Raw genomic sequence first — 21,544 nt, forward strand, 5'->3', positions numbered from 1 at the left:
CCGCGGACCGGACGCACCAGCGAAGGAGCAAGGTGAAACCTGTTGTCGCACTCGCCGTGGGCAGGGGAACGGGCGCGGAACTCTCGACCGTCTTCGAACGGACCCTGAGCCGGATCGCGGGCCTGTACGACACCGGGATCGAGCTCGTCCGCTCCCCTCGGACCTACCACTCCTACGTGTCGCTCAAGGAGGAGGTGACGGACACCGAGCAGATCCGGCGACTCACCGAGGAGGACGCCGCGCACTACGAACGGTTCTGCCGGGAGCAGGCCCGGCGCGGCACACCGGCCGTCTTCCGCACGGCCATGAACGCCCAGTCGCTCTACCTGGTGCGCCAACGCCTGCAGGCCGTCAAGGTCGAGCCGATCGCCGCCGGCGACGCCGCCCTGCTGCTGATCCGGGACGAGGCCCAGGGCTTCTACACCGGGGAGAACCTGCACTCCCCCGGCGTGGTCACCCGCACCATGGAGTTCAGCCGGGAGATCACCGCGAAGGTCCTCGAATTCGCCCTCCGGCGCGCCCGGCGGGAGTGGCCCGACGACGGACCGGCCCAGATCGTCATGGCCTACAAGTTCCACCTGCTGGACGGCGCCCTGGACCGCTGGGTCTCCGAGATCTCCCGCCGACTCGGCATGGAGGTACGGCTGTTCCAGCCCGACACGGTGAACCGCAACCTGATCACGCACGGCCTCGCCGACCGCACGGTGATCGTGGCGGGCAACGAGTGGGCCGACATCATGCACGTCGTCCTGCTCGACCGGTTCGGCGCCGAGCGGCAGGAGAACCGCTGCACGGAGAACGTCCATCTCCACCCGGAGCTACGGGAGTTGGTCGAGTACCAGACCGTGCACGGATCCGCCGACGACCTCGCCGGGAAGGACACCGTCAACCCCACCGCCACCCTGCGCGCCGCCGCTCTGATCGCCCAACGACACGCGGGCTGCCCGGGTGCCGTGGCCGCCGTCGAGCAGGCACTGCACGCCGCCGAGGAGAAGGGCATCCGCACGCCCGACCTCGGCGGACGGCACTCCACCACCGCCGTGGTCGACGCGGTGCTCGCCGCACTCGACGGCCGGGCCCCCGACACCGCGCCGACGGCCCGGCCGTGAGCGCCACGACGGACCGGCCGGCAACGGACCAGCAGGGAACGGACCAGCAGGCAACGGACCAGCCGGCAACGGACCAGCCGGCGACGAACCGCGACGCGACGGCCGGCGCCGCCACGGACCGCACCGCGACGGACCGGACCGCGCTGGTCGTCGTCGACCTGCAGAACGACTTCTGCGCCGGCCCTGTCGCCGCCGCCCGCTACCCCGGCGACCCGGCGCGGCTCGCCACCGTGGCGGCGAACACCGCCCGCGCCGTCAAGGCCGCCCGGGCACACGGCATCGAGGTCCTCCACGTCCGCTTCCTCGGCGACCCCGAGCACCAGGGCGCCAGTTGGCGCCACCGCGACGCGGCCCTCGGCAAGCGCCCCAAGTGCCTGGACGGCAGCTGGGGCGCCCAGTTCCACGCCGTGGCGCCCGTGCCCGGCGAGGCCGTCTTCACCAAGCTCGCCTGCTTCGACGCCTTCCTCAGCGACGGCTTCGAGGCCCACCTCGCCCGCCGCGACGTCCACCACCTGGTGTTCACGGGCGTGTTCGCCGACGTCTGCGTCGACAGCTCCGCGCGCACCGCCTTCCAGAAGGGCTTCCACGTGACGGTGCTCAGCGACTGCACCGCCGCCCTGCACCTGTCCGACGACACCGTCCTGCGGTTCATGCGCCGGGTCTACGGCGCCCGCGTCACCACCCACGACCGATCCGCCGTCTGGTCACGGCTTCCCGAAGTCTCCGAACAGCAGGAGGGACCATGGCCGCCGCGGCCCGAACCCGTACCGGCGTCGACGAGGGCGTCGGACTGACCGCCCTGATGGTCGCCGCCGCCCGGGCGATCGAGACCCACCGTTCCGACGCCCTCACCCGGGACGACTACGCCGAGCACTTCGTCCGCGCCGTCCCGGCGACCGCGGACTGGCCGCTCCACCCCCGGGACGTCCCGGACGGCGAGGCCGACCCGCTCTGGGGGCGGCTCGGCCGCTACCTCGCCCTGCGGACCAGGGCGTTGGACGACCAGCTGCTCTGGTCCGCCCACCTCGGCGCCCGCCAGGTGGTCCTGCTCGGCGCCGGCCTGGACTCCCGGGCCTTCCGGCTCGACTGGCCGCCCGGCCTGGCCGTCTTCGAACTCGACCGGCCCGAGGTCCTCGCGTTCAAGCAGCGCGTCCTCGACCGGCTCGACGCCCGGCCCACGGCGCGCCGCGTACCCGTGGCCGTCGACCTGCGCCTCGACTGGGCCGACGCCCTCACCTCGGCCGGCTTCGACCCCGCCGAGTCGACCGCCTGGCTCGCCGAGGGCCTGCTGCGCTACCTGCCCGGCGCCGCCGAGCGGCGGCTCGTCGCCACCCTCGACCGCCTCAGTGCCGCCACCAGCACCCTGGCGTACGAGGCCGTGATCGGGCCGGAGCCCGCGGCGGTCCGCGACAACCCCGTCTACACCGCCGCCCGTGAGCGGATCGGCGTCGACCTGCTCGCCCTGTTCGACGCCGACCCCCGCCCCGACACCGCCGCCGATCTCACCGCCCGCGGCTGGTCCACCACCGCCCACACCCCGTTCGAGTTCACCCGCCACTACGGTCGCGGCCCCCGCCCCGAACCCCACGACGCCCTCGCCGCCAACCGCTGGGTCTTCGCCACCAGGTGACGCCCCGCCCGACGGGGCCACACCTACTTTTCGTCATCTTGACGAGATCCGATCGGCACCTTTATCGTCTTCATGACGAGAAGAGGTGCCGATCCCATGGCCGACATCACCCGACGCTTCGGACTGCGCCACCTGCGCGCCGCCCCCACCGCCCACATCCGCCACCTGCACCGCGGCAAGGCCGCCCACGACGGCACCGGACTGGCCTTCTGGTTCCGCCCGCTCCCCGCCGCCCTCTCCGAGGTGCCGGTGGACGACCGCGAGCTCGCCATGCTCTTCCACGCCCGCACCTCCGACTTCCAGGACGTCACCGTCCAGGCCACGCTCACCTACCGGATCACCGAGCCCGCCATCGCGGCGAACCGGGTGGACTTCGGCATCGACCCGGACACCGGCGCCTGGCGCTCGGCCCCGCTGGACCAGCTCGCCACCCTGCTCACCGAGACCGCCCAGCAGCACGCGCTCGGCCTGCTCGCCCGCACCCCGCTGGCCACCGCCCTGGTCGACGGCGTCAGCGCCGTGCGCGAGCGGATGGCCACCGGTCTCGCCGCCGAAGCCCGGATCACCGAGACCGGGCTCGCGGTGATCGCCGCGCGGGTCGTCGCGCTGCGCCCCGAGCCCGAGGTGGAGCGGGCGCTGCGCACGCCCGCCCGGGAACTGGTCCAGCAGGAGGCGGACCGGGCCACCTTCGAGCGGCGCGCCGTCGCCGTCGAGCACGAACGCGGGATCGCCGAGAACGAGCTCGCCAACCGGATCGAACTCGCGCGCCGGGAAGAGCAGTTGCTCGCCCAGCAGGGTGCCAACAGCCGGCTCCAGGCCGAGGAGCAGGCGGTCGCCGACCGGGTCCGCACCGAGGCCGAAGCCGAGCGCCGCACCCGGCTGGCCGCCGCCGAGGCGGACGCCGCCCGCGCCCTCGGCGACGCCCGCGCCGCCGCCGAGGCGGCCTGGCTCACCGCCCACCAGCAGGCCGACCCGGCCGTCCTGCGGGCCCTCGCCCTGATGCGGCTCGCCGAGCACCTGCCGCACATCGACAGCATCACCCTCACCCCTGACGTGCTGACCGGACTGCTGGCGAAGCTCGGTGCCCCGACCGGCGGGGCCGAGCGGTGAGCCTCGCCCCGCGGGCGGTCCTGGTGCACCGCCGCACCGAGTACGAGGAGTTGCTCGCCCACCACGGCACACCCGGGCAGGCGGCGTTCTTCCTGTCCTCCCGCGGCCGCTCGGTCGACGAGGTGGAGCAGCGCCACCACCGGCAGGCCGCGGCCCTGGCCCGGGCCGCGGCCGCCGTACCGCTGGACTGGCGGCGCACCCGGGTCGAACGGACCGACCTGCCGCGCTTCCCGTTCGAGCCGGAGGACGTGGTGGTCGTGGTCGGCCAGGACGGACTGGTCGCCAACGCCGCCAAGTACCTGGACGGGCAGCCGGTGATCGGCGTCGACGCCGACCCGGGCCGCAACCCCGGCATCCTGGTCCGGCACCGCGCCTCCGCGCTCGCCGTCCTGCCGCCCGCCACCGTCGCCCGCGGCGCGGACCGGCACGTCGAGGAGCGCACCATGGTGGAGGCGGTCGCGGACGACACCCAGCGGCTGCTCGCGCTCAACGAGGTGTACGTCGGCCAGGCCGGCCACCAGACCGCCCGCTACCGGCTGGCGGTCACCGGGGACCCGGTGCTCACCGGGGAGGGGGCCGAGCCGCAGGCCTCGTCGGGCGTCCTGGTCGGCACCGGCACCGGCGCGACCGGCTGGTGCCGCTCCGCCTGGCTGGAACGCGGCGGCCCGCTCGCCCTGCCGGAGGCCGCGGCACCGGCGCTCGCCTGGTTCGTCCGCGAGGCCTGGCCCTCCCCCACCACCGGCACCAGCCGGGTGCACGGCGTGCTGGACGCCGGCCACCGGCTGGTGCTGACCGTCGAGTCCGAGCGGCTGGTCGCCTTCGGCGACGGCATCGAGGCGGACGCGCTGGAACTGACCTGGGGCCAGAGCGTCCGGATCGGCGTGGCCCAGAACCGGCTGCGCCTGGTGGTCTAGCACGAACCGCGAACCGGGGCCCGGACAGGCCCTGGCGGCGGTCCCCGCCACGGGAGTTGCGCACCCGGCCTGCGCGATGAGCCGTTCTGCGCAGGGATCGTGTTCGCGCGGCTGGCGGTGGGCACACTCTAGACTTCCGCCATGCTCAAAGCCGACCGCACCGCCCGGATCCTGTCGCACATCACCGAGGCGGGCAGCGCCGACGTACACGAGTTGGCCGGGCTCCTGGAGGTGTCGCCGGCCACCGTCCGCCGCGACCTGCAGGAACTGCACGACCAGGGACTGCTGCACCGCACCCGGGGCGGGGCGGTCACCGGTGCCGTGAATCTCGAACTGCCGCTGCGCCACAAGCACGGGAAGCGGCAGGCGGAGAAGCGGCGGATCGCCCTCGCGGCCGAGCGCCTGGTGCCGGACGGCGCCGTGGTGGGTCTGACGGGCGGCACGACGACGAGCGAGCTGGCCCGGGTGCTGGCCGAGCGTAGCGGGATCACCATCGTGACCAACGCCGTCAACATCGCGGCCGACCTCATCGTCCGGCCGGAGATCCGCCTGGTGGTGGTCGGCGGCATCGCCCGGACGACCAGTTACGAGCTGGTCGGGCCGGCCGCCGACCGGATGCTCGCCCAGTACCACCTGGACATCGCGTTCATCGGCGTGGACGGCCTGACCGCCCAGGAGGGCTGCACGACGCACGACGAGATGGAGGCGCAGACCGACCGCGCGTTCATGCGCAGCAGCGCACGGTCGGTCGTCCTGGCGGACAGCACCAAGATCGACCGGGTCACCTTCGCCAAGATCTGCCCGCTCGACGAGGTGCACGACCTCGTCACCGACGACGAGGCGACGGTGTCCCAGGAGCAGGCGATCGCCGCCTGCGGGGTGCGGGTTTCGCGCGTCTGACCTGTTCACACGGGGCGCCCGGCCGGATTCTCCCGGCCGGGCGTTCTGTTGTGCCGCCAGTTGGCATGCAACGGTCCGATAACGACATCCGGACGACACCTCGACCCGCCGGTCCGCCTCGTGAATACTGCCCGACGCAGCAAGCTCTTTCGAATCTGCTCAGAACCAGCTCTTTTCAAGCATTTTGGATCAAGCGGCGTGCAAAGGCGGTAACTGCGGTGAACAAGCGTGTACGTGCCCTCTCGACGATGTGTGCCGCCGGCGCCCTCGCCCTCACGGCGTGCGGCGGCGGCAGTGGCAGTGACAGTGACGGCGGCAGCGCCGCGGGCGGCAGTGTGACGCTCAAGCTCGTCGCCGCCGACTACGGCGAGAAGGAGTCCAACAGCTCGAAGACCTACTGGAACGGCGTCGCCACCGCGTTCACCGCGGCCAACCCCGGCATCAAGGTCGACGTCCAGGTGGTCAACTGGAACGACATCGACACCCAGGTCAAGACGATGATCCAGAGCGGCAACGTGCCGGACGTCCTGCAGACCGGCGGCTACGCGGACAAGGTCGCCGACGACCTCCTCTACAAGGCCGAGGACGTGCTGTCGGCCGACACCCGGGCCGACTTCATCCAGACCTTCGCCCAGGCCGGGCAGGTCAACGGCGTGCAGTACGGCATCCCGTTCGTCTCCTCCGCCCGCGCCCTGTTCTACAACAAGGCCGTCTTCCAGCAGGCCGGCATCACCCAGCCGCCCGCCACCTGGGACGAGGTGCGCAAGGACGCCGAGCTCATCAAGGCCAAGGCCCCCGGGGTCACCCCGTACGCGCTGCCGCTGGGCCCGGAGGAGGCCCAGGGCGAGAGCATGATCTGGGAGCTCGGCAACGGCGGCGGCCCCACCGGCAAGGACGGCGGGTACACCCTCGACAGCCCGGCCAACGTCGACACCTTCCGCTGGCTCAAGGCCAACCTCGTCGACCCCGGCCTGACCTACGCCAACCCGGCCACCACCGACCGCAAGACCGCGTTCGCCGACTTCGCCGCGGGCAAGGCGGGCATGCTCAACGGCCACCCCTCGCTGATCCAGATGGCCAAGGACGGCAAGGTCGACTACGGCGTCGCGCCCATCCCGGGCAAGTCGGCCCCGCTCGCCGCCACCCTCGGCGTCGCGGACTGGACGATGGCCTTCAAGAAGAACGGCCACCGCGACCAGATCAGGAAGTTCCTCGACTTCGCGTACTCCAAGGAGAACACGCTCGCGTTCGACGAGACCTACAACCTGATGCCGGTCACCCAGAGCACGCTGCACGAGATGACCGCCAGCGGCAAGCACCAGGACCTCGAACCGTTCTTCGCCCTCCTGCCGCAGGCCGCCTTCTACCCGCTCGGCGACACCACCTGGGACGCGGTCTCGGCCGAACTGAAGAAGAGCATCGGCACCGCCGTCACCGGTGACCCGGCCAAGGTGCTCGGCGACCTGCAGAAGAAGGCCAAGGACGCCGTCGCGAACAAGTAGCCCGCGCCCCGGCACCGGCCGTCCCGGCGCGCCCAGCCGTCCCGGCAGGCGATCCCGCCGCGCCCGGACGGCACCCTCCGCGCTCCGCCCGAAAGGCACCCTGCGTTGTCCCTCAACTCCCCCGCCCGCAAGGCCTCCAGGCCCGGCCGGCGCGCATCGACGGGTTCGCGCCCGGGCAGGCTCGGACCGCTGCCGTGGATCGCCCCCGCCGTCCTGCTGATCCTGTGCGTCGTCCTGTGGCCCGTCTACGAGATGGTCCGAACCTCGTTCCTGCGGATCAGCACCAGCGGGTTCGTCCGAGGCTCCGCCGGGCTGGACAAGTACCGCAAGCTGTTCGGCGAGGCCGACCTCGGCCACGTGCTGATCTCGACGGTGGTCTGGACGCTCGCCGTCGTCGGCCTGACGATGCTGCTCTCGCTCGGCCTGGCCCAGCTGTTCAACCAGCGGTTCCCGGGGCGGCGGTTCGCCCGCTGGGCCCTGATCGCCCCCTGGGCCGCGTCCGTCCTGATGACCGCCATCGGCTTCCGGTGGATGCTCAACCAGACCGCCGGGGTGCTCAACACCGCGCTGACCGACCTCGGCCTGGTCGACGGCCCCCGGGACTGGCTCGGCGATCCCTCGACCGCCTGGCCCTGGATGGTCTTCGTCGCCGTCTTCGTCTCGCTGCCGTTCACCACCTACACCCTGCTCGCCGGGCTGCAGACCGTCCCCGGCGAGGTGTACGAGGCGGCCAGGGTGGACGGCGCCTCCCCGTGGCAGGCGTACCTGCGGATCACCCTGCCGCTGCTGCGCCCGGCCTTCCTGGTCGGCGTCGTGATCAACCTGATCAACGTCTTCAACTCCTTCCCCGTCATCTGGGGCATGACCCAGGGCGGCCCGGGCAGTGCGACGGCCACCACCACGGTGTTCATGTACCAGCTCAAGACCACCGACATCGGCGAGTCCGCGGCCATGTCGGTGGTCAACTTCGCCTTGGTGGTGCTGATGGTGCTGGTCTTCCTCAAGGTCAGCCGCTGGAACGGGGAGGAGCGTTGACGGCCCGCCCGCCCGGGCGGCGGATCCGGCCGCGCACCCTGGTCGTGGCGGCGGTGGCCTGGCTGCTGGCGGCGGTCTTCCTGCTGCCGTACCTGGAGATGGCTGTCACCGCGCTGCGCCCGGCCGACGAACTGCGCGACGCGACGTACCTGCCACGGCACTTCGCCTGGTCCAACTTCGTCGACGTCTGGCGCGACTCGACCCTCGGCGACAACCTGAAGGTCACCCTGCTGGTCGCCGGCGGCTCCACCGTGCTGGCGCTGCTGGTCGCGCTGCCCGCCGCGTACTACACCGCCCGGATCAGGTACCGGGGCCGCAAGCTCTTCCTGCTCCTCGTCCTGGTCACCCAGATGTTCCAGCCGACCTCGCTGCTGGTGGGCCTCTACCGCGAGTTCTACCAGCTGGACATGCTCAACTCGGTCTGGACGCTGATCCTCTGCAACGCCGCCTTCAACCTGGCCTTCGCCGTCTGGATCCTCACCGCCTACATCGGCTCCATCCCGGTCGAGTTGGAGGAGGCCGCGATGATCGACGGCCTCGGCCAGCTCGGGACGCTGCGCCGGGTGGTCCTGCCGCTGGCCCTGCCCGGCGTCGTCACCGCGCTGATCTTCACCTTCATCTCCGCCTGGAACGAGTTCGTGATGGGCCTGACCCTGTCGACGGCCCCGAAGAGCCAGCCCCTCACCGTCGGCATCAACGGCTTCATCGGCAACTACACCGTGGAGTGGAACTACCTGTTCGCCGGGTCGGTCGTCGCGATCGTGCCGGTCGTAGTGCTGTTCGCCGTCATCGAGCGGCACGTGGTCTCCGGACTGACCGCCGGATCGGTCAAGTAGCCCGAGCCGCCTCCAGCCTGGCATCCCCTCCGAAGGAGTCGCTCATGACCTCCACCACGCCCTCCCACACCTCCGCCGAGATCGCCTCGCAGCCCGCGTGCTGGCGCCGGGCCGCCGAGTCCCTGCCCCGGTACGCCCCCGCGCTGCCGCGCCGGGGCGAGCGGGTCGCCGTCACCGGCTGCGGCACCTCCTGGTTCATGGCCCAGGCCTACGCGGCGCTGCGCGAGAGCGGCGGCCACGGGGTGACGGACGCGTTCGCCGCCTCGGAGTTCCCGCCCGGACGCGGCTACGACCGGATCCTGGCCATCTCCCGCTCCGGCACCACGACCGAGGTGCTGGACCTGCTCGACCGGGCCCGCGCCGCCGGAGTGCCCACCTCCGCCATCACGGCCGATCCCGCCACCCCGGTGATGGCGGTGGCCGACACCGTCGCCGTCCTGCACTTCGCCGACGAGCGGTCGGTGGTGCAGACCCGCTTCGCCACCACCGTGCTCGCCCTGCTCCGGGCCCACCTGGAGGCCGAGGGCGCCCTGCCGGACGGGGTCCGCCCGCTGGCCCGGGCGGTGCAGGACGCCGAGCGGGCCGTCGCGGCACCCCTGGCCGCCGAGGTGCGCGGCGCCGAGCAGTTCACCTTCCTGGGCCGCGGCTGGACGTACGGGCTGGCGCTGGAGGCCGGGCTGAAGATGCGCGAGGCGGCCGGCGCCTGGACCGAGGCGTACCCGGCCATGGAGTACCGGCACGGGCCGATCAGCATCACCGCGCCGGGCCGGGTGGCCTGGGCGTTCGGCCCGCTGCCCGCCGGGCTGACCGAGGACATCACCCGGGTCGGCGGCCTCCTGGTCGCCGAATCCGGCGACGCCACGGCCGACCTGGACCCGCTGGCGGACCTCGTCCGGGCCCAGCGGCTGGCCGTCGCGGTCGCCGAGGCGCGCGGCTTCGACCCGGACCGGCCGCGCCACCTCACCCGGTCCGTCGTCCTGCGGGACCACCCCGCGTAACCACCCCGTGCAACCCCCTGCGTGACCACCGGGACGCCGGCGGGCGCGGGCCCGACGTGCCGTCAAGGACCGCACCGCCATTGACATGCACCGGCAGTCGCTGTGAATGTTGCTTGAAAATCCCCTAGTTCAAGCAGATTCGCGCAGTAAGTGAACATCTCTTGCTCATTGAACGGGAGAACACACCGTGCGCTTGGTTCGACATCGCCTCCGCCGGGCCGCCCTCACCGTGGCCCTGACCAGCATCGCCGCCGCGGCCGGGCCCACCCTTCCGGCCCGGGCCGCCACCCCCGGCTCCGCCGTCCTCGACCAGGGCCACCAGAGCGTGACCTGGCAGAGCCCCCAGTACGCCAAGGGGGCCCTCGGCGGCGCCACCGCCTGCCCGTCCGCCGCCCAGGACCCGGGCGGCGCGGTCTGCGACCACTTCGACCTCACCGTCAACGTCCCGGCCGGCTACTGGGCCGACAACCCCGAGGGCGGCGTCCCGGTCTCCGTCCAGTGGCAGAACGCCACCGACGACTTCGACCTCTACATCTACGACGCCAACGGCAAGGAGGTCGCCGAGAGCGCGGGCACCGCCGACCCCGAGGCCACCGTGATCCCGCAGGCCTCCGGCACCTACCACGTGCTGGTCGTCCCCTACGACGTGCACGGCGGCTCCTACACCAGCCGGGCCTACCTGCCGCAGACCGCCGACGCGGGCGACCTGACGGCCTTCTCCGGATCCCAGGGCAGCTACGACATCGCCGCCGGCACCCTCAAGGCCAAGGTCGACTTCCTCGCCGACGACCAACTCCGCCTCCAGGCCGCCCCGGACGGCGTCCTCACCGACCCGGCCGGCCGCACCATCATCCGCAAGCAGCCCGAACCCCAGCGCGACACCAGCACCTTCGACGCCGGCGCCTACTACGGCATCCGCGCCAAGGACGTGGTCCTGCGGGTCTACAAGCACCCCCTGCGGTTCGGCCTGTACCGGGCCGACGACCGCACCGCCGTCTGGCAGGAGGACGCCCCGCTGCGCTGGAGCACCAGCGGGCTGCGGCAGAGCCTCACCCGCGGCGCCGACGAGCAGTTCTTCGGCGGCGGCGAGCAGAACGGCAGCTTCTCCCACCGCGACCAGACGATCCACGTCGCCAACAGCACCAACTGGAACGAGGGCGGCTACAACAACTCGCAGCCCTTCTACGTCTCCAGCGCCGGCTACGGGGTCTTCCGCAACACCTTCGCACCGGGCCTCTACGACTTCGGCTCGCCCGTCCGCACCGGGCAGCAGGAACGGCGCCTGGACGCCTACTACTTCACCGGCGACGTCAAGTCGGTGATCGGCCAGTACACCGCGCTGGTCGGCAAGCCCTTCATGCCACCCGTCTACGGCCTGGAGCCCGGCGACTCCGACTGCTACCTGCACAACGCCAACCGCGGCGAGCGCCACACCCTCGACGCGGTGAAGGTCGCCGACGGCTACGTCCAGAACCAGATGCCGCTGGGCTGGATGCTGGTCAACGACGGCTACGGCTGCGGCTACGAGAACCTGCCGCAGACCGGCGAGGGCCTGCGCAAGGACCACGCCCAGCTCGGGCTCTGGACCCAGAACGGCCTGCCCAACCAGGCCGAGGAGGTCAAGGCCGGCGTCCGGGTGCGCAAGCTCGACGTCGCCTGGGTCGGCAACGGCTACGACTTCGCGCTGAACGCCTGCGACCAGGCCAAGTCCGGCATCGAGGACAACAGCGACGCCCGCGGCTTCGTCTGGCTGCCCGTCTCCTGGGCCGGCGCCCAGCGCTGCGGCGTGCTCTGGAGCGGCGACCAGAGCCTGTCCTGGGACTACATCCGCTGGCAGATCCCCACCTACGCCGGCGCGACCATGTCCGGCATCGCCTACGACACCGGCGACGTCGGCTCCATCTTCCGGCGCGACCCGAAGATGTACACCCGCGACCTGCAGTGGAAGGCCTTCCTCCCGGCCATCATGACCATGGACGGCTGGGCCAAGGACATGGCCGGCAAGGAGCAGCGCGACCAGCAGCCCTGGCTGGACGGCGAGCCCTACACCTCGATCAACCGCAAGTACCTGCAGCTGAAGGAGCGGCTGCTGCCGTACATGTACACCCTGTCCGCGGAGGCCACCAGGACCGGCATCGGCGCGGTGCGCCCGCTTGCCCTGGAGTACCCGGACGACCCGGCCGCCCTCGGCCCGAACGCGAAGTACGAGTTCCTGGCCGGACCGGACTTCCTGGTCGCGCCGGTCTACTCGGACACCACCACGCGCGACGGCATCTACCTGCCCGAGGGCACCTGGACCGACTACTGGACCGGGCGCACCTACCAGGGCCCCACCACGATCAACGGCTACTCCGCCCCGCTCGACACCCTGCCGCTGTTCGTCAAGGGCGGCTCGATCGTCCCGATGTGGCCCAAGGGCACGCTGTCCTGGGAGAACCGGGACCGCGGCGAGCTCGACTACGACCTCTACCCGCAGGGCGACTCGTCCTACACCCTGTACGAGGACGACGGTGTCACCCGGCAGTTCAACGCCGGGTCCTCGGCCACCCAGCGCGTGGACGTCCACGCCAACCGCGCCGTCACCACCGTCACGGTCGGTGCCAGCGTGGGCAGTTACACCGGCAAGCCGGCCAGCCGGGGGTACCGCTTCAGCGTGCACGGCCAGCCCGCCCCGCAACTGGTGGTCACCCAGGGCGGACCGCTGCCCCGGCTGGACTCGGCGGCCGCGCTCGACTCGGCCTCCTCGGGCTGGTACTACGACGCCGCGACCGGCGTCACGCAGATCAGGACGCCCGCCGTCTCCACCGACCGCGCCTTCTCCGTCAACCTGATCCACGGCGGCCACTGACCGTCCGCCACCGCCCACCCGGCACCTGGGGCTCCCTCGCGACGCGTCGCGAGGGAGCCCTCCGCCGTCGGTGCGTGTTCCTGCTACGGGAGCGAGCTACTGGCCCACCCGGCCGTCGACGCATTCGCGCAGCAGGTCGGCGTGGCCGCAGTGGCGGGCGTACTCCTCGATCCGGTGGACCCACAGCTCGCGGACGGAGTTGCCGTCGTGCCCCACCCGCGCGCCGAGATCCGGATACTCCGCCAGCGCCGCGTCGGTGGCCGCCTGTTCGCGGGCGAGGTCGGCGAATGCGCCCTCGACCAGCTCCTGCTCCGCGGCGGCTCCCTCGAAGTCGCCGTCATCCGCGCCGTACAGCGTCGGTGCCGGCTCTCCCGGCAGGACCCAGTTGCGCCAGTCCCGCTCCACCTCGGCGAGATGGCGGACCAGCCCGAGCAGGGACATCGTCGACGGCGGGACCGACCGGCGCGCCAGCTGCTCCGGGTCCAGCCCCTCGCACTTCATCCGCAGCGTCAGCCGATAGCTCGTCAGGAAGTCCTGCAGCGTCGCCAACTCACCGTCCGGACCGGCGCCGTCATTGTTGCGGGGGTCCTCCCCCGGGTCCGCCCACATGTCGGGGTAGACGCTGGCCTGACTCCACCGCTCGGGTTTGTCGCTCATCGTCCGCATGCTCCTCAGCAGCGGTCCGACGCGCAAGTGGTTATTCAGGCGGACCCTGTCACCGGATCCGGTGTCGCCCGTGCGCGGCCGCCGTCCCCCGCTGCCGTAGGTCCCCGGTCCGCCTCGCCGAGCAGGGCGTGGAAGGCCGCCGCCACGGCGGCCGGCCGCTCCTGCATGGCGACGTGGCCCACGCCGGGCAGGGTGAGGAGGCGGACGTCGTGGAAGGCCGCGTAGGCGCGCCGTGCCGTGCGGAAGGGGACGAGCCGGTCATCCCGCCCGTAGACGAGCAGGGTGGGCGCGGTGACCCGGCGCGCCTGCCGCCACGCCGACGCCTCCCCCCGCCGCAGGAAGGCGCGGACCAGCGCGCGGGCCCCTTCGCCGAGCATGTCCTGCGCGTACGGCAGCTCCGCCCGGCGGCGGCGCTCGCGTTCCTCGACCGCCCGCTGCTCGGCGCCGACGAGCGCGGGGTCCGCGTAGATCAGCCGGTACAGCTCGTCCAGTTGGCTGTCGGGGCTCTGCGCCGCCAGGCGCCGGGAGTAGAGCCGCGGGACGCCCGGCAGCCCGAGCAGCGCCACCTGGAGGGCCCGGTACGGCGGGACGACCGGCAGCGCGGGCGAGATCAGCGTCAGCGTGCGGACCAGGTCCGGCCGGTACGCGCCGAGGCGCAGGGCGATCAGGCCGCCCAGGGAGTTGCCGACCAGGTGCACGCGGCGGTGCCCGGCGCGGTCGAGGAAGCGGGCCACGGCCGCGGCCTGTCGCTCGACGGTGATGTCCCCGTCGAGCGGGGGCGCCGAGCGGCCGAAGCCCGGGAGGTCGACGGCCAGGCAGTGCACCGACGTCCGCACGAGGTCGATCAGCCCGGCCCAGTTGTGGGTCCACCCGCCCAGGCCGTGCAGGAACACGGCGGTGTCGGTCAGCGGGTCGGCGCTGCGGACGTGCTCGACCGCGAGGGTCGGCTGCACGGTCGGCTGCATGGAGATCTGCTCCTTCGGGAGTTGTCCGAACCGGTCGTCGTCCGAACCGGTCGTCGCCTGCGCCGGTCGCCGTCTGCGCCGGTCGTCGTCTGCGCACCGGCTCACTCGTGGCGCTGCCGGGCCGTCTCGGCGATGGCGAGCCGGTAGTGCCCGACGAGTTGGTCGCCGACCGCCGCCCAGCTGCGTTCCGCCACGGCGGCACGCCCGGCCCTCCCCAGCGTCGCGCGCAGTTCGCTGTTCCGGGCGAGCCGTTCCACGGCCGCCCGGAACGCCTCCCCCGAACCGGGCGGGACGAGGTAGCCGGTCCGCCCCGGCCGTACGAGGTCCAGCGGGCCGCCGGCGGCCGGGGCAACCACGGGCAGCCCGCTCGCCATGGCCTCCTGGACCGTCTGCCCGAAGGTCTCGAACGGCCCCGCGTGGGCGAACACGTCGAACGAGGCGTAGAGCCGCGCCAGTTCGTGTCCGGTCCGGTTGCCCAGGAAGACCGCGTCCACGAGTCCGGTCTCCAGCCGCGGCCGGCAGGGCCCGTCACCGACGACCACCAGCCGTACGCCCGGGATCCGGGACACCTCCGCCAGCCGGTCGACCTGCTTCTCCGGCGCCAGTCGCCCGACGTATCCGACCAGCACCTCGCCGCCGGGCCCGAGTCGACGGCGCAACGCCTCGTCGCGGTGCCGGGGATCGAACCGCACGGAGTCCACACCTCGGGGCCACAGGTGGACCCGTGGCACGCCGTGCGCCGCCAGGGCGCGGCACGACGCCTCGGCCGGGGCCAGCGTCCGCGAGGCCGTCGCGTGGATGCGCCGGATCTGCCGCCAGGCCAGCCGCTCCCAGACGCCTCCGGCCACCGGCAGGTAGGTCCGGGCGTAGGCGGCCATGTCGGTCTGGAACACGGCGACCACCGGAATCCCGGCCCGGCCGGCCGCCGACCGCCCCGCCGCGCCCAGCACGAACGGCCCGGCCAGGTGGACCACATGGGGGCGGTACAGCTCGATCGCGTCGGCCACCTGCCGCCCCGGGAGCGCGATCCGCACGTCCGGATAGCCGGGCAGCGCGACGGACGGGACCCGGACGACCCGGTAGCCGTAGCCCGAGTCCGGGATGTCACTGCCACGCCGGCGGTCGGCCACCGCCGGCGCGACGACGATCGGGGTGTGCCCCCGGGACACGAGGTGGTCGGCCGTCCTGAGCACGCTGTGGGCCACCCCGTTGACCTGCGGCGCGAAGGACTCGGCGACGACCACGACACGGAGCCGCTCAGCGCCGCGCACCGGAGCCTCCGCAACGGGCGGCCGCTCGGAAGGGGCCCTGGTCACCGGGCGCCCTCGGTCCGCCGGGACGGCCGTACGGACCGATCCGCCGTGGCGGCGCGGCCCACCGAGCGCAGATCCCGCAGGATCTCCCGGAACGACTCGACGAGGCCGGCCTCGCAGTACTCCAGGCCGATCTCGGCGCAGTAGCCGCGCACGATGCGCGAGGCGGACCGAAGCGCCACCACCGGCATGGCGGGGAAGAGGTGGTGCTCGATCTGGTAGCCGAGGCCGCCGAACAGGAAGTGGACGAAGCGGCCCGCCCGGAGGTTGCGGGAGGGGAGCACCTGCCGGCGGAGGAAGTCCGTGCGCTCCGCGTCGCGGCCGGTCATCGGCATGCCCTTGTGGTTCGGCGCGAAGATGCATCCCAGGTAGACGCCGAAGACGGCGCCGAACAGCACGACGAAGGCCAGGGCCTGGAGCGGTGTGAGGACGACGACCACCAGGGCCGCTGCCAGGAGGTAGTGCAGCGCGGCGAGCGTCCGTTCCAGGGTCCGGTACCGGACCGAACCCCGGGTCAGGGTCAGCCAGGTGGCGACGGCGAGGCCGAGCGCCTGCAACGAGAGCAGCGGAAGGAACAGCTCCGCCTGGTGCCTGGCGACGAACCGTCGCATACCCGTGGTCCGGCCGGCCTGTTCGGCGGTCCTGACGAACAGGATCGAGTCGGCGGCGGGGTCGTGCCCCTCGCGGTTCGGCTGCGCGTGGTGGCGGTTGTGGTCGCTCACCCACCACCCGTAGCTCATCCCGACGACGAGGTTCCCCAGGAGGATCCCCATCAGATCGGTCGACCGGCGGCCGGCGCGCACCGCGCGGTGCGCGACGTCGTGGCCGAGCAGGGCCAACTGACCGAGCACGAAGGCGAAGAGGGGGGCGAGGAGCAGCTGGCGCCAGGTCGCGCCGAGTGCGGCGAACGCCGCCAGGAGCAGGCCCAGGGCGACGATCAGGGCCGAACTCCTGCCCAGGTAGTACAGCGGCCGCCTTCGCAGCAGGCCGGCATCCGAGACGCGCCGGTACAACTCGGTGAAATCGTCGCGCCTGGCCGTGCCGGCCCCCGCGGTCTCCGGAACTGTCATGCCACCGTCGCCTCTTCGGAATGCCCCGGTCGACCGTGACCGCCACACCGCACGACCCCGGACCGGAGGGCACCACCCTTCCGCAGACCTCGCACGGTGTCCCGCTACCACGCAGCGATTCCCCAGAACGAGTCACCCCGAGCCCGCTGCCGGCGCCGGGGCCGTCCTCGACCCCGATCGTCAGGGGGCGGGCGGCACGGCACCGGTACCGGTACCCGCGAACGCCGACCGCCCGGCCGCCGGCTCAGGTGTGCCGGCGACCGGGCGGTCGGCGCCCGGGTGTTCGCGCCTTCGCGCGCCCGGGTGTTCGCGCGTTCGGGTCAGACGGTGACCCGCTCGGCCGTGACGGCGGAGGCCTCCTCGGGGGCGGCGGGCGCGTTCTCCCGGGGCGCGGGGAGCACGGCCATGATCACGCCGGAGATCACGATGGTCGCCGCCCAGGCGAGCCCGTACTCACCGATGGGCGTGCCGGAGAACGGGCCGGAGAACCAGTCGCACTTGGTGAAGGCGAGGCCGAGCAGCAGCGCGACCACCCAGGACACCATCGCCTGCCAGCAGAAGCCGCCCACGTACCAGTACCGGCTGCTCCGGCCGGTGTCCATCAGCGCGGCGGCGTCGTAGCGCACGGCACGCGACCGCCGCCGCCACATGTCCACCGCGTAGACCCCGATCCAGGCCGAGAAGGAGACGGCGAGCAGGATCAGGAAGGTGATGAAGGAGCCCAGGAAGCTCTTGGCCACCAGCATCAGCATCAGACCACCGATCAGCGAGATCACGGCGTTGATGCTCACGGCCGTGGCGCGCGGCAGTTTCACGCCCATGGTCTGGGCGGTGAAGCCGGCCGAGTACATCGAGAGGCTGTTGATCAGCATCATGCCCACGATCGCGGTCAGCAGGTACGGCACGGCCAGCCAGGTCGGCAGCAGGTCGCCGAGGAAGGCGACCGGGTCCGAGGCCTCCGCCAGACCGGGCGAGGCCACCGCCATCACCCCGCCCATCAGCACCATCGGCACCATCACCAGCGCGGCGCCCGAAACCGTCACACCGGCGATCTTCCGACCGGAGGTGGCGTGCGGCAGGTAGCGCGTGAAGTCCGGGCCGGTGGGGACCCAGCTGATGCCGCCGGCGGCGATGGTCCCGATGCCCGCGATCATCATCGCGGTGGTGCCCGCGGGCTTGGAGAAGACCTCGCTCCAGTGCACGGTCGCGATCAGGTAGCCCAGCACCAGGACGCTGAAGACGCCGAAGAGGTACGTCGACCAGGTGTTGCAGACGCTCAGCGCCTTCCGGCCCATCCCGGAGACCAGGAACGTACAGGCGACGAAGCCCACGAGCGTGACGACGATCAGCGCGGTGTTGCTCTTGACGCCGAAGAGCAGGTCGAGAACGGTCAGCACGGCGTAGGCACCGGTGACGGCGTTGATCGTCTCCCAACCGAACCGGGCGATCCAGAGGATCGCGCCGGGGAACAGGTTGCCGCGCACCCCGAAGGTGGCCCGTGAGAGCGTCGCGCCCGGCGCCCCGCCCCACTTCCCGGAGACGGACAACAAGCCGACCATGCCGAACGAGGCGACCGCGGCGCACGCCGCGACGATCAGGACCTGCCAGAAGTTCAGCTTGTTGAACACCACCAGGGCCGCACCCATGGTGAGCAGCAGGACGCTGATGTTCGCCGCGACCCAGGTCGGGAAGAGCTCGCGGACCCTGCCCCGGCGCTCGTGGTCCGGGACGGGTTCGATACCGCGGGTCTCTATCGCGCCGTCGTCGGTGGCGGCGGTGGACAGGTTGTCCATGAGGGTGGCTCCGTGCGTGTGAAGCGGGAGGTAAAATCGGACATTTTCCATATTCATGGAAGTCTTCGCGCGTAGCGCGCGAGTCCAGCCATCCTACTTTGACCCGTTGATATCCATTGCTCCCCTCAGCGCTCGGACACCGCCGGCCGGTGGCGGTCGCGCTGCGCTCCTCCGGCGCCGCCTCCTGGCAGGCCCGGCGCAGCATCTGCTCGCTCTGCGTGACCACGCACACCGGGGGCAACTCACTCCCGGTCACGCCCCTCGCCGGGAAGGCCGGCAAACAGGGCAACTCCGTGGGCGCGTACACGTGCAGCGACCTCGCCTGCTCGCTCTACGTGCGCGGCGAGAAGGACGTCGGCACGTGGCTGCACGAGTCGCTCACCGTGGAGGAGAAGATCGGGCGGACCGTGGCGAATCTCACCGCCTTCGCCGCCAAGGTCACCGCCTGACCGACGACGACGGCGGCCCGGCCGACGGCTCGGGCCTCCCGTCTCAGCCTGTGACCTGGGGTCACAGGATCACCGCCTGTCTGGCTGGCCGCGGGGGTCGTCCGCAGGATGACCGCATCGGACTCCCGTCATCCACCGCGGCCGCTTCCGCCTGCCGTCCGAGGGCCCGGCCGCGCCCTCGCACGACAAGGTGGTGATCGCTGTGAGCAGCATCTCCGACCCGCCCCTGCCCGACCGGACCGAGGACGTCCCGCCCCTGGCACCGTCGGCACAGACCTTCGACCGGTGGCGCTACGCCGGAGTGTTCGTCCTGTTGTTCCTGTTCGGCACGGAGACCTTCCTGGTGTCGCCGTTGCTGCCGACCATCGCGGACTCGATCCACACCAGCGAGGCGGCCGCCGCCTCCAGCGTCACCGCCTACGTGCTGGTGTACGCCGTGGCGGCGCCCTTCCTCGGGCTGCTGAGTGACCGGTTCGGCCGCCGCCGCACCCTCGTCGCCGGCACCCTGTTGTTCGTCCTGTCGAACGCGGCGGCTGCCCTCTCCACCGACCTGACCCTGCTGGTCGTCTCCCGCGCGGTGGCCGGACTGGCGGCGGCCGCGGCCGGGCCGGCGATCTGGGCGCACATCGCGGAGACCGCGCCGGACGCGGTGCGCGGCCGGGCGCTCGGCCTGGGCATGGCGCTGTTCTCCTGCGGGCAGGTGATCGGCGTGCCGCTCGGCGGCTTCCTCGCCGGGCTGGCCGGCTGGCGGTCGGCGTTCTGGGCGCTGACCATCGGCACCGCCGCGGCCGTGCCGCTGCTGCTGCGCCAGGTCCAGGGCCGTACGGCGCAGGCGGCCGCGCCGCAGGTGGGGGCGGTCCGGGCGATCCTGGCGGGCTGGGCCGACCCGGCGCTGCGCCGCGCCCTGCTGGTCAACACGGTGTTCCACACGGCCAACCTGGGCGCGTACACCTTCCTCGGCGCGGTGCTGGTGCAGCGCTTCGACCTCTCGGTGGAGGCGCTCGGCCTGGTGGGCGTGCTGGTCGGTGCGGGCAGTCTGGTCGGCTCGCTGCTGGGCGGCCGGCTCGGTGACCGGGCCAGGACCGCCGGGCGCTCCGACCTGCCGCTGCTCCCGCTGTGGGGCGTCCTGCTGGCGGTCGGCATCGCGGTGGCGGCCAAGGGGCCGGGCCTGGTCCTCGCCCTGGCCGGGGTGGTGCTGTGGTTCCTGGCCTCGGGCGGCTTCGTGACGGACCAGCAGACGCTGGCCGGCACCATCGCCCCGGAGCTGCGTGCGACCTCCAGCGCCTGGCTGACCTCGACCATGTACGCGGGCACCGGCCTCGGCGCCTGGGCGGTCGGCGCGTTCGGCAGTGTCTCGGACGGAACCCTGCTGGTGGGCACCGGGCTCGCGGTGGTGGCCGCGCTCGGCGCGCTGGCGGTCAGCATCGGCCTGCGCCGGACCACCGCCCCGGACGCCTGACGCCGGGGCGCGGGGAGCTCCACGCCCCGCAGCCCCGTCCGGCCGACGGCTCAGCCGACCCGGCGCTCCTCCTCCGCGCCGCCGACCGCGCGCAACGGATGCTCGACCAGTTCGGACATCCGGGCCCGGTCGGCGGCGTCGGCCGGAGTGAACAGCAGCACCATCGCGGTCGGGTCGTCCACCGGGTGGAAGGACGACAGGGTCAGCCGGACCGGACCGAGTCCGGCCGGCTCGACGGTGACGGTACGGACGGTCAGCTCCGCCACCGAGTGGCACCCCCACCAGTGGCGGAGCTCCGGTGCGTCCTCGTCCAGGTGCCGGTACACCTCGCCGGTGCGGGGATCGGCCAGGGCCGGGCCGGCCTGGGCCCGGAAGTGCTGGAAGACGTTCATCGCGAGCGGTTCCCAGTCGTGGAACACCGCGCGCAGCCGCCGGTCGGCGGCCATCACCCACATCAGGTTGCGCCGGTCGGCGGGGACGCACTCGGGCGAGCCCCAGAGCGCGGCCCAGGCGGCGTTCCACCCGAGCAGGTCGAAGTGGCGGTCGAGCAGGACGGCCGGGCTGGTGGGCCAGGAGTCCAGGACCGGCCGGATGACCTCGGCGAGCCGGCCGGTGTTCTTCGCGGCGACGGCCGGTGTCGGCTCGTGGTAGCCGGCCAGGCGCATGGCGTGCCGCAGTCCGGCCGCGTCCAGCCGCAGCACGCGGGCGATCGCCTCCAGCACCTGCCGGGAGGCGGTGACCCGCCCCTGCTCCACCCAGGTGTACCAGGCCAGGCCGACGCCGGAGAGCGAGGCGACCTCCTCGCGGCGCAGGCCGGGGGTGCGGCGGCGGGTGGTGGCGGTGAGGCCGACGTCGGAGGGCTTGAGGAGTTCGCGGTGGGCGCGCAGGAAGGCGCCGAGTTCCCGTCCGGCGGGGGGAGTTGACACGGTTGGAGCTCCTCGGCCGTG

The 21,544-nt window shown here is 72.7% G+C and carries 18 protein-coding genes and 1 pseudogene; 13 read left to right on the forward strand and 6 right to left on the reverse strand.

The annotated features are described in order from the left end of the window. The first annotated feature begins 32 nt into the window (after window positions 1-32). The 11 genes from P3T27_RS23200 to P3T27_RS23250 all read left to right on the forward strand — a co-directional run bounded on the left by P3T27_RS23200 (window position 33) and on the right by P3T27_RS23250 (window position 12,882). Window positions 33-1,109, forward strand: a complete 1,077-nt coding sequence (locus P3T27_RS23200) for an isocitrate/isopropylmalate family dehydrogenase (RefSeq protein WP_280681475.1) — start codon at window positions 33-35, stop codon at window positions 1,107-1,109. A 143-nt stretch (window positions 1,110-1,252) separates the two neighbouring features. After that, the gene (locus tag P3T27_RS23205; protein ID WP_280681601.1) at window positions 1,253-1,903 is read left to right on the forward strand and encodes a cysteine hydrolase family protein; all 651 of its coding nucleotides are present in this window, start codon (window positions 1,253-1,255) and stop codon (window positions 1,901-1,903) included. Further along, entirely contained in the window at window positions 1,852-2,739 is an 888-nt protein-coding gene (locus tag P3T27_RS23210; protein ID WP_280681476.1) for an SAM-dependent methyltransferase, read from the forward strand. Before P3T27_RS23205 ends, P3T27_RS23210 begins: the two co-directional genes overlap by 52 nt. A 96-nt stretch (window positions 2,740-2,835) precedes the next feature. Next, window positions 2,836-3,849 carry an SPFH domain-containing protein gene (locus tag P3T27_RS23215; RefSeq protein ID WP_280681478.1) on the forward strand — a complete coding sequence of 338 codons (1,014 nt, stop codon included), beginning with the start codon at window positions 2,836-2,838 and terminating at the stop codon, window positions 3,847-3,849. Then, window positions 3,846-4,763 (forward strand): hypothetical protein, encoded by a 918-nt coding sequence (locus tag P3T27_RS23220; protein ID WP_280681481.1) that lies wholly within the window; start codon window positions 3,846-3,848, stop codon window positions 4,761-4,763. The genes P3T27_RS23215 and P3T27_RS23220 overlap by 4 nt, the downstream gene beginning before the upstream one ends. Window positions 4,764-4,904: 141 nt before the next feature. After that, window positions 4,905-5,663 (forward strand): DeoR/GlpR family DNA-binding transcription regulator, encoded by a 759-nt coding sequence (locus P3T27_RS23225; RefSeq protein WP_280681483.1) that lies wholly within the window; start codon window positions 4,905-4,907, stop codon window positions 5,661-5,663. A 248-nt stretch (window positions 5,664-5,911) separates the two neighbouring features. Then, a complete protein-coding gene (locus P3T27_RS23230) occupies window positions 5,912-7,165 on the forward strand; it encodes an extracellular solute-binding protein (protein WP_280681488.1) in 1,254 nt (417 codons plus the stop codon). 105 nt (window positions 7,166-7,270) lie between these two features. After that, a complete protein-coding gene (locus P3T27_RS23235) occupies window positions 7,271-8,200 on the forward strand; it encodes a sugar ABC transporter permease (RefSeq protein ID WP_280681491.1) in 930 nt (309 codons plus the stop codon). Then, window positions 8,197-9,036, forward strand: coding sequence for a carbohydrate ABC transporter permease (locus P3T27_RS23240; protein ID WP_280681493.1), 840 nt, complete (start codon window positions 8,197-8,199; stop codon window positions 9,034-9,036). Before P3T27_RS23235 ends, P3T27_RS23240 begins: the two co-directional genes overlap by 4 nt. A 44-nt stretch (window positions 9,037-9,080) precedes the next feature. Further along, window positions 9,081-10,034, forward strand: a complete 954-nt coding sequence (locus P3T27_RS23245; protein ID WP_280681495.1) for an SIS domain-containing protein — start codon at window positions 9,081-9,083, stop codon at window positions 10,032-10,034. Between the two features lie 706 nt (window positions 10,035-10,740). Further along, a complete protein-coding gene (locus P3T27_RS23250; RefSeq protein ID WP_348534125.1) occupies window positions 10,741-12,882 on the forward strand; it encodes a TIM-barrel domain-containing protein in 2,142 nt (713 codons plus the stop codon). Between the two features lie 96 nt (window positions 12,883-12,978). Here P3T27_RS23250 and P3T27_RS23255 read toward each other — a convergent pair whose 3' ends face one another. The 5 genes from P3T27_RS23255 to P3T27_RS23275 all read right to left on the reverse strand — a co-directional run bounded on the left by P3T27_RS23255 (window position 12,979) and on the right by P3T27_RS23275 (window position 18,689). Continuing rightward, on the reverse strand, window positions 12,979-13,539 hold the full coding sequence (locus P3T27_RS23255) for a DinB family protein (protein WP_280681497.1): 561 nt from the start codon (window positions 13,537-13,539) through the stop codon (window positions 12,979-12,981). Between the two features lie 44 nt (window positions 13,540-13,583). Then, entirely contained in the window at window positions 13,584-14,513 is a 930-nt protein-coding gene (locus tag P3T27_RS23260) for an alpha/beta hydrolase (RefSeq protein ID WP_280681500.1), read from the reverse strand. 101 nt (window positions 14,514-14,614) lie between these two features. Beyond that, the gene (locus tag P3T27_RS23265; protein ID WP_280681502.1) at window positions 14,615-15,784 is read right to left on the reverse strand and encodes a glycosyltransferase family 1 protein; all 1,170 of its coding nucleotides are present in this window, start codon (window positions 15,782-15,784) and stop codon (window positions 14,615-14,617) included. Between the two features lie 41 nt (window positions 15,785-15,825). Continuing rightward, window positions 15,826-16,896, reverse strand: coding sequence for an acyl-CoA desaturase (locus tag P3T27_RS23270; protein ID WP_280681504.1), 1,071 nt, complete (start codon window positions 16,894-16,896; stop codon window positions 15,826-15,828). A 320-nt stretch (window positions 16,897-17,216) separates the two neighbouring features. Then, window positions 17,217-18,689 (reverse strand): cytosine permease, encoded by a 1,473-nt coding sequence (locus tag P3T27_RS23275; RefSeq protein ID WP_280681507.1) that lies wholly within the window; start codon window positions 18,687-18,689, stop codon window positions 17,217-17,219. A gap of 143 nt (window positions 18,690-18,832) precedes the next feature. On the opposite strand from P3T27_RS23275, the pseudogene P3T27_RS23280 reads away from it, so the two are divergent. Then, window positions 18,833-19,138: pseudogene (locus P3T27_RS23280) on the forward strand (FBP domain-containing protein); the annotation flags it as partial. 202 nt (window positions 19,139-19,340) lie between these two features. After that, window positions 19,341-20,597, forward strand: coding sequence for an MFS transporter (locus P3T27_RS23285; RefSeq protein WP_280681509.1), 1,257 nt, complete (start codon window positions 19,341-19,343; stop codon window positions 20,595-20,597). A gap of 50 nt (window positions 20,598-20,647) precedes the next feature. On the opposite strand, the gene P3T27_RS23290 is transcribed toward P3T27_RS23285, so the two are convergent. Next, complete coding sequence (locus P3T27_RS23290) at window positions 20,648-21,523, reverse strand: helix-turn-helix domain-containing protein (RefSeq protein WP_280681510.1); 876 nt, start codon at window positions 21,521-21,523, stop codon at window positions 20,648-20,650. Window positions 21,524-21,544 lie beyond the last annotated feature (21 nt).

It is taken from the genome of Kitasatospora sp. MAA19 (assembly GCF_029894125.1).
Taxonomy (GTDB): domain Bacteria; phylum Actinomycetota; class Actinomycetes; order Streptomycetales; family Streptomycetaceae; genus Kitasatospora.

Excerpts from the sequence above, each read along its gene's own strand:
- P3T27_RS23270 (WP_280681504.1), bottom strand. The coding sequence starts at position 16,896 with ATGACAGTTCCGGAGACCGCGGGGGCCGGCACGGCCAGGCGCGACGAT.
- P3T27_RS23225 (WP_280681483.1), top strand. The coding sequence starts at position 4,905 with ATGCTCAAAGCCGACCGCACCGCCCGGATCCTGTCGCACATCACCGAG.
- P3T27_RS23215 (WP_280681478.1), top strand. The coding sequence starts at position 2,836 with ATGGCCGACATCACCCGACGCTTCGGACTGCGCCACCTGCGCGCCGCC.
- P3T27_RS23210 (WP_280681476.1), top strand. The coding sequence starts at position 1,852 with ATGGCCGCCGCGGCCCGAACCCGTACCGGCGTCGACGAGGGCGTCGGA.
- P3T27_RS23275 (WP_280681507.1), bottom strand. The coding sequence starts at position 18,689 with ATGGACAACCTGTCCACCGCCGCCACCGACGACGGCGCGATAGAGACC.
- P3T27_RS23245 (WP_280681495.1), top strand. The coding sequence starts at position 9,081 with ATGACCTCCACCACGCCCTCCCACACCTCCGCCGAGATCGCCTCGCAG.
- P3T27_RS23260 (WP_280681500.1), bottom strand. The coding sequence starts at position 14,513 with ATGCAGCCGACCGTGCAGCCGACCCTCGCGGTCGAGCACGTCCGCAGC.
- P3T27_RS23230 (WP_280681488.1), top strand. The coding sequence starts at position 5,912 with ATGTGTGCCGCCGGCGCCCTCGCCCTCACGGCGTGCGGCGGCGGCAGT.
- P3T27_RS23255 (WP_280681497.1), bottom strand. The coding sequence starts at position 13,539 with ATGAGCGACAAACCCGAGCGGTGGAGTCAGGCCAGCGTCTACCCCGAC.